The sequence below is a fragment of the Thermocladium sp. ECH_B genome (assembly GCA_001516585.1).
Classification (GTDB): Archaea; Thermoproteota; Thermoprotei; order Thermoproteales; family Thermocladiaceae; genus Thermocladium.
Window position 1 is genome coordinate 1 of sequence record LOBW01000080.1, and the last position, 7,925, is coordinate 7,925.

General features: G+C 48.5%; 6 protein-coding genes. 3 read left to right on the top strand and 3 right to left on the bottom strand.

Translation table 11 applies throughout. The features are described 5' to 3' along the window. Positions 1-26: 26 nt before the first annotated feature. Positions 27-497, bottom strand: a complete 471-nt coding sequence (locus AT710_08415) for a hypothetical protein (protein KUO90724.1) — start codon at positions 495-497, stop codon at positions 27-29. 119 nt (positions 498-616) lie between these two features. On the opposite strand from AT710_08415, the gene AT710_08420 reads away from it, so the two are divergent. The 3 genes from AT710_08420 to AT710_08430 all read left to right on the top strand — a co-directional run bounded on the left by AT710_08420 (position 617) and on the right by AT710_08430 (position 6,219). Continuing rightward, on the top strand, positions 617-2,092 hold the full coding sequence (locus AT710_08420; protein KUO90725.1) for an AAA family ATPase: 1,476 nt from the start codon (positions 617-619) through the stop codon (positions 2,090-2,092). 2 nt (positions 2,093-2,094) lie between these two features. Next, complete coding sequence (locus tag AT710_08425) at positions 2,095-3,228, top strand: hypothetical protein (protein KUO90726.1); 1,134 nt, start codon at positions 2,095-2,097, stop codon at positions 3,226-3,228. 75 nt (positions 3,229-3,303) lie between these two features. Further along, a complete protein-coding gene (locus AT710_08430) occupies positions 3,304-6,219 on the top strand; it encodes an isoleucine--tRNA ligase (GenBank protein KUO90727.1) in 2,916 nt (971 codons plus the stop codon). A 2-nt stretch (positions 6,220-6,221) separates the two neighbouring features. Here the strand turns inward: AT710_08430 and AT710_08435 are convergent, their stop codons facing one another. Together AT710_08435 and AT710_08440 are read right to left on the bottom strand one after the other, a co-directional pair. After that, positions 6,222-6,509, bottom strand: a complete 288-nt coding sequence (locus AT710_08435; GenBank protein ID KUO90728.1) for a hypothetical protein — start codon at positions 6,507-6,509, stop codon at positions 6,222-6,224. Between the two features lie 110 nt (positions 6,510-6,619). Next, positions 6,620-7,900, bottom strand: a complete 1,281-nt coding sequence (locus AT710_08440; GenBank protein KUO90729.1) for an MFS transporter — start codon at positions 7,898-7,900, stop codon at positions 6,620-6,622. Positions 7,901-7,925 lie beyond the last annotated feature (25 nt).

A 7,925-nucleotide genomic window follows, 5' to 3' on the forward strand; every position in this document is an offset into this window, starting at 1 on the left:
GGCGTTTTACTTATGGATTTGATGTGTTAGATGGTGTATGTTTGCTGCTGCTTGCGTTCAGGTTGTTCCCTGGCCGTCTTTATTTTATCCCTTATTTTCTCAAATTTCTTTCCCACCAGCACTATTTTTATGTTGTCCATTGTGATTGATCTATTCGTTATGTTGATTGTGTATTGCTTGAGCATTAATGCGCCGCCATACATGTCTATTATGTAGAGGGGGGAGATGAATTTCGTGGATCCCTGCTCGTATTGGACGGTGAGCGGTGGATGATCATAGGCCTCGTTCGCATCGTTCAAGTAAATTGCCTCCACTAGCTTCATGGAGTCCTTCTCCATGAATTGCCCAACCATTATATGCATCGGCTTCTTTAGATCCTCGCTGTACTCCACCTCTATGGGTATATCGAATTTCCTATACCTGCTTAACTCATCCATTAATACGTTCTCTATATTATCCAGGGGCTCCAGTCTCTTCACTAGGGGTATCGATAACATTAATCTAATCTGAGTTTCGGACTATAAAAGCATTCAGGTGAGCACCGATATTTTTGGAGTGCATTGCCCATAGTCAAAATACATGTCACGTTTATATACCTTGATGAGCACCATAAATCATGGGTATAGATTCGCTGCTTGAGAAGTGCTGTGTGGAGATCGGCATAACTGTTAGCGGCGCCTCTTCCTTGGCTATTCCCATACAGTTCTATAGGAAGTCAGAGGNTAACGCCGTGGAGGAGCAATTAGCCCTCGTCAGGGACGATTCGCTCAGGGATCAATTATTCTTCGGTGTGGTGCGTAGAATAACTAAGCTGGAGCCGCTGGTGAGGGATAGGGTGCGGAATCCCTTCGTTGATAGGCCGGAGATAATGGATCAATCAATGTTGATGCCATTCACCAACGGCATGGTTAGGCTGTACGGCATGATAACGCCAAGCGGATTAAGCACGGAGGTTAGCCACGTGGCTACGCCCGGCTCCAAGGTGTTCCTCGTGAGGGATGGCACTGTCCTTAACGANTACCTAAAGGTCTCTGCCGGGATAAATGTGGGTAGCCACAAGTACAGTAATTGGTCGATCAAGCTAGATCACTACTTCGTTAATTATCATATTGGGGTCTTCGGCGCAACCGGGGTTGGGAAGTCGAGGCTAATAAGGGGATTAATAGGTGAATTGAGGCGGGCGGGGTATAGGGTGGTTGTTTTCGATCATAGCGGGGTGGATTACGTGCCATTCATGAAGGAGCACGTGATTTCATCTAAGGAAATCAAGATAAGTCCCCCCACCATAGCTTCCGTGATAGCAAGTAAGGCAAGACTTGGGTGGCAGAGCTACGGCGAATATATTGAGGTAGCTACAATAACGTATACCATGCAGGATGAAGGCAAGAAGAAGCAGACCCTACTTCTAGATCCACAGCCATCCAGGGAGATCAAGTGGAATAAGGCTAGCTTCACGAGGCACCTAGTTGAGAAGATGAGGGGAGTTGGGGCTAGGGACTCCTCAGTGGAGAAGGCTAAGCTATTCATCGAATACTTCATTGATGATTCCTTCTTCGATGAGCTCAATAGGAGGGTGGTGGAGCCAAGCGACGTTGTTAAGAGGGCCATTGAGGGCGGCATTGCCGCAATAGATCTGAGCGCTGACACGGATTTAACTGTTAAGCAGGCAAGAATAGCTGACGTGATTGATTCGGCGTGGGAAATGGTTAAGCGGGGCAGCATTAAGGTGCCGGCTAACCTGGTCTTTGTAATAGATGAGGCCCAGAATTATGTTCCAGAGGACGAGTGGACAATATGCAAGGACTCCATCGAGACCACGGTTAGGGAGGGCAGGAAGTGGGGATTATCGCTGCTGTTGGCCAGCCAAAGAATAGCGAGGGACATAAAGTCAAGCATTAGAGCCAATCTGGGCACAGTCTTTTTCTCCAGGCTCTCGGCGCAGGCTGACTTGAAGGAGATAGGCGCATACCTGGACATAGCTGACATAAGCGAGGCGACGCTCTCTCAACTTGGCACTAGGGAATTCTTTGTGGCTGGACTAATGAATCCCCTGAGGAAACCGCTCCTCCTTAAGGTGAGGGAGGTGGATTAGGAGTGGAAACTTCCTCAATTGATTTCTGGATTGACCCACCGCTCCTCCTCTCCATATTCGTTGATGTAAAGAACATAGTTGAGAAGATGAAGGGAACAGAGTCATCAAATATAATTAATGAGGTTAAGGCCCTCCTCGGCGATAGGGTTAAGCCAATAATGGAGGCGGGGGGAGATCTTAAGGCATACGCCATTGATTCAAGCTATGCCGATCCAGCGCTGGAGTTAGTTGGGGGAGTATTGACCGTGGTGGCCTATGGTTATGTGGGCAACACCGGTAATGAGGCGGATAAATTCGTGACCGGAACGGTATTTTTCGAGGACACTAATGAAGTTGAGAAGACAGTGGCATTTCGTTCATCAATAATGGAGCGTGAGCTTGCTGTGAAGTTAATGAATGAGAAGAAGCGGGGCTCCAGGAAGCTGGATCTAATTGTCCTTGATGGGGATATAGCTCTCCACCCGCTTCCCTATAACTTGCCCAGCAAGAGAAGCGAGAGGAGCGTTGTTGAGAAGACAATGAAGCGATTACTGAAAGAGGCTGCGGCAACAGGGACAACAATAGTGGGAGTGGTGAAGAGGGTTAGGTCTAAGTACGTCTCCGCATTGATGGGCAAGTGTCTTCCTGTCAACGATAAATTATTGATGAGCATGATGCTGGATAGGGGGCAATACATTGAGCTTGGAACATTTGGGGAACTCCTACCAAAGTGGGTTGAGGTGAATTACTTGAAGTGCTGGAGCGATGAGGAGTACTTACGTAAGCGGCGGTTCGAGGAGGGGAGAAGCAATTTGGAGGCAGTATTCAACTCGGAATTGGGATCATTAAAGGGAGTGGAGGTTGCTTTCTATAAGGCTATGAATTCAGCAATAGCCACCAAGATAGAGGTGCTTGATTTTGGGGGGCTTGGGCTCGATAAAGTGATTGGCTTCCTAGCTGGGCAAACAACTAATACTGGGTACCCATACATACTTGATACCGTTGATACTGTTGTCAGGATAGATACTAGGCTCCTCGATTACGTGAGAACATTACTAATTAGGAACGCGAGCGAAGTAAGTAGTGACCTAATTAATGCATTGCTTCAATTAACTAANCCCCAAAAGGCTTACCTATATAAGCAATTAGAGGCTTAAGTCTTCCTAGCCTTATTTTCACGCCTAGTCATTATTAAGCAATATTTTTAAGTCCATTTTATTAGGTTAGTAACGGTGTCTGTTATTGATTTCGGATTGGAGGGTTCATTCAGTTCAAAAACAATAGAGGGCAAGGTACTTGAGTACTGGAGACTAAATAAAATCAAACATAAGTGGCTCAANGCGGTGGGTCCGAGGGGTAGATTCACATTCCTCGAGGGACCCCCGACAGTGAATGGTTTCCCCCATGTTGGGCACGCAAGGGGCCGGACATATAAGGATGCGGTGCTTCGCTATAGGCACATGCTGGGGTACTCGGTTTGGGCCCAGGGGGGATGGGATGAACAGGGCTTACCGGTGGAGCTTGAGGCGGAGAAGGCCCTTGGCGTATCCAGCAAGAAGGAGATAGAGCAGGTTGGGTTGGATAAGTTCTCAGAGAAATGCAATGAATTAGTGGATCACTATTTGAAGTACTGGATTGAGATAGGCACGGATAGGCTGGGCGTGTGGCTTGATACCGATAATGCTTATGAAACGCGTAAGCCTCAGTACATCGAGCACGTATGGTCATTAGTGAAGATGGCGTGGGAGAAGGGGCTCCNCTTCGAGGATTATAGGGTATTGCCGTTCTGCCCGAGATGCGAGACCGCCCTAAGCGATGCTGAGGTGGATCAGGGCTATAAGGAGCGGAAGGATCCAGCCATATTCGTCAAGTTCAAGGTACTAGGTGTGGAGAACACGTATCTAGTTATTTGGACCACTACGCCCTGGACATTGATAGATAATGAGGCTGTGGCGGTTAATCCATCATTCACGTACGCCTATGTCGATGTTGGTAAAGAAGTGCTGATTGTGGCTGAGAAATTGGTGGAACCACTAATGCATAAATTCGGCATCAATAATTATAAGGTGTCACGGACGGTTAGCGGAAAAGAACTTGAGGGNCTTCAGTACGAGCACATATATAGGGGGGATCAGCATAGAGTGATAACGGCTGACTTCGTGACCCTAGAAGATGGTTCTGGCTTGGTTCACATAGCGCCNGCCCATGGCCCCGAAGACTTTGAGGCAGCTAAGAAGCATGGCATCCCAGTGACGAATACTGTTGAAATAAATGGAATATTCAGCGCCGGTCCATTCAAGGGCAAGTACTTCCTAGACGTTAATTCCCTCGTCATTAAGGACTTGAAATCAAGGGGTCTGCTTCTCCATAGGGATGAAGTGACCCATCAATATCCGCATTGCTGGCGATGCAATACGCCGCTCATATATAGGGCAGATAAGCAGTGGTTCCTCGGAATATCGAGTCTGCGGGAAACCATGACTCAGGAACTCAAGAAGGTAGCGGTGTACCCCGAGTCTCTTAGGAATAGATTTGATGATTGGATAGCTAATATAAGGGACTGGACAATATCTAGGTCAAGAATATGGGGGACGCCGCTCCCAATATGGAGATGCAGAAATGACCCAAGCAAGATGATGGCCATAGGATCACTCGAGGAGTTGAGGAGGGTGGCCAAGGAGTTGCCTGATGTGCCGCCCGAGAAGTTGGTTCACAGGCCATGGATAGACATGGTTAAGGTGGAGACCGAGTGCGGGGAGTGGGTGAGGGAGCCATTCGTGATGGATGTTTGGCTGGACAGCGGCGTCGCTTGGATAGCTGGCCCAGATGGATTGCGGAACAAGGAGTGGAGCTTGATTTATCCCTTTGATTGGGTGACGGAGGCCGTGGATCAGACGAGGGGTTGGTTCTACTCTCTCCTCGCCACGTCGGTTCTTTGGATGGGTAAGGCCCCATATAAATCAATGTTAATTCAGGGGCATATACTGGACAAGTATGGCCACAAGATGAGTAAAAGCAAGGGCAACGTGACGTGGGTGCAGGACATGCTGGACAAGTATGGAGCAGACGCATTGAGGCTTTACCTCCTCTCAAAATCGGCGCCGGGCGATGCATTGGCATTTAATCCAGATGAAGTCAAGCTATCTCTCAATGTCCTTGGAGTGCTGTGGAACTCTGTTAAGTTCGCCAAGACTTATATGGAGCTCGATGGCTTTACTCCGGCGAAGCTGGTTAAGGAAATGGATGAAGCTAGGCCCGAGGATCTCTGGCTCCTCTCCGTGACTAATAAGATGATTAAGTCAGTGAGGGATCACATGGAGAAAATGGAGCTTCACCACGCTGCGCGGGAGTGGATGGATTTCATAGTGGAGGACATAAGCCATAGATACATTAGATTAATGAGGAGGAGGGCGTGGATGGAGGGCGAGACAAGGGAGAAATTAATTGCCTATACAGTGCTTTACGAGGCCCTCAGAGCCGCGATAGTGGTTGGCGCCATGTTTGCCCCATTCACCACGGAGTACCTGTACCAAGCCTTCCTTAAGGGCATGGAGAATGGGCCCGAGAGCGTGCACATGCTGATGCTGCCTGAATCAAACGAGAAATTGATTAATGGGGACCTGGAGGCAACGTTTGACCTAATATTCGAGATAGCTTCCCAATCAGCTAATATTAGGAATAAGATGGGGGTTAAGCTGAGGTGGCCCCTCAGGGAGCTAGTGATAAGCGGCAAGGGATCCGCCGCGCTTAAGCAACATGAGGAGGTTCTCGCATTCCTAGCAAATGTCAAGACCGTTAGATTCACCGATGAGGAGTGCGGGGAGGGGTATGAATCGCTTGAGGCAAGTGGATTAAGGATATGCCTAAGCAAGAACATGGATGAGTCGCTCCTCTACGAGGCGCTTGCGCGTGAATTAATAAGGAGGATACAGGTAATGAGGAGTAAGCTTAATCTGCAGATGGAGGAGAGAGCGAAAGCCAGAGTGAGCACTAAGGATGAGGAGATGCTTACCGCTGTTAATAGGATGAAGAGCTACATAGAGGGGGAGACGCGGACCGAGATATTAATTGAGCAGCCGAGCGGAAGCGGCTTAATGCAGGAGTGGGACATAGATGGGAAGAAGGTAGTAATAGAGCTTAGCAGGTGAAGCTAGAGCCGAGCGGTCCTGACCTCGATCCTCATCAATAATCGAGCCACGTCAAGCGGCGCCATTTTCTCCATTAAATTACTCCAAACAGTTCTGTTGATTACTATTATTATTTGAGGCAACTCATCCATGCCACTTAATCTGCTCAATACCTTGGCTCCCTGTGATGCATCCCTTATGGGCAGAATGCCGACCCCTATATCATTAATCACGGGTAGACCCGTCTCGTCGCTTAAGAGCATTATGGCTGCTCCCAAATTCCCCTCAACTATTATTATCAATGGCTTCACATCAATTGCCCGCGCCTCATCAGTTATAAAGATGATTATAGTATTGCACTAGTTAAGGGGAGGCAAGAGTCTTATTCGTGGCTGGATTATCTTGAGTAACCATGGGTGTCTCAGTTTTTGCGCCAGGTCTCCTTCGAGGCCAGTATCCCAATCAGCATTATCGTTGATGCTAAGTACATGGAGATCACCCAGGCAGGCAATAAGCCAATTAACTCGCTTAGCGATAATATTATGGAGATGGCTGTGCTGCCTATTATTGCGCCCCCATTATACGTGAAGCCAACTGCCGTGGATCTATATCGCTCGTTGAAGCTCTCGGATAGAAATGATGGAATGATAGAGAAAATCGCCGCCTCTAGAAATGCCTGCACGCTGAAGGCTGGGAGAGCATAAGTTGGGCCCATGCTNCCCATAATAAGTAGAGGACCCGTTGCCGCAGTGAATAGGGCTGAGTATAGCAACATGCTTCTACGCCTACCCCCCACTGCATTGGAGAGTGCTCCCCCGATCCATACGCCTAGTAGGGAGGCTAAATTAATGATGGCCACGTACTCCCCCACCAAGTAATTCGGGTACTTCATCATCTCCATGAAGCCCGGGTAGAAGCTCAATGTCGCCGTGTTTATGAAGAGTAGGCCGGTGGTTATTAGTAGGGCAGTGAATATCTTGCCCGTGGATNCCCTGAACATGGCGATGATGGGAACCTTCTCGACTGCCTGTTTCCTTAGTAGGTCCTCAAACACTGGACTCTCGTAAGCTATTCTCCTGAGGAGGAAAGCCAAGGCGCCAGGTATGAATAGCATTAGGAATAGGATTCTCCAGCCATATTCCTGGAACTTAATTGGCCCATAGGCATGGCTTATGATGGCGAATATGGCGGCCATGATGAAGTAACCCACTCCGAAGCCGCTCTGTATTAGGGAACCAATGAATCCCCTCCTCTCAGGCGGCACGCTCTCCATTACTAGCGCTGTTCCTCCCCCATACTCGGCTCCAGCGAACATTCCCTCAACGAATAGAAGCAGATATAGAAGAATGGGAGCTAGTAATCCGGCTTCTCCATATGTTGGGAGAAGGCCCTTGGCGCCACCGAATATGGAGAATCCCAGCACAGTTATTGCAAGCATGTTTCTGCGACCGATCTTGTCCCCAAGGTAATTGCCGAAGAGGAGGGAACCAATTGGTCTAGCCAATGCCTCCACGGCGAAGCCGGCGAACGTCACTATTAACCCTAATTTCCCTAAGTTGGGCGGCAGCATTATTGTGCTTATTGTCACTGCGACCAGGGCGTAAGCTATTGTTGTAAAGCCGTCCAGCAACCATCCGGACCAAGCCGCCAATACCTGCACCCATTGTCTACTGCTTAGTCCATACACTTGCGGGCAATGCATTAATCATTTTAAAGCGTTAAGCAAT

What these genes read in the sequence shown, in the direction of transcription:
- AT710_08415 (KUO90724.1), bottom strand. Translation starts at nt 497, where the DNA reads ATGTTATCGATACCCCTAGTGAAGAGACTGGAGCCCCTGGATAATATA.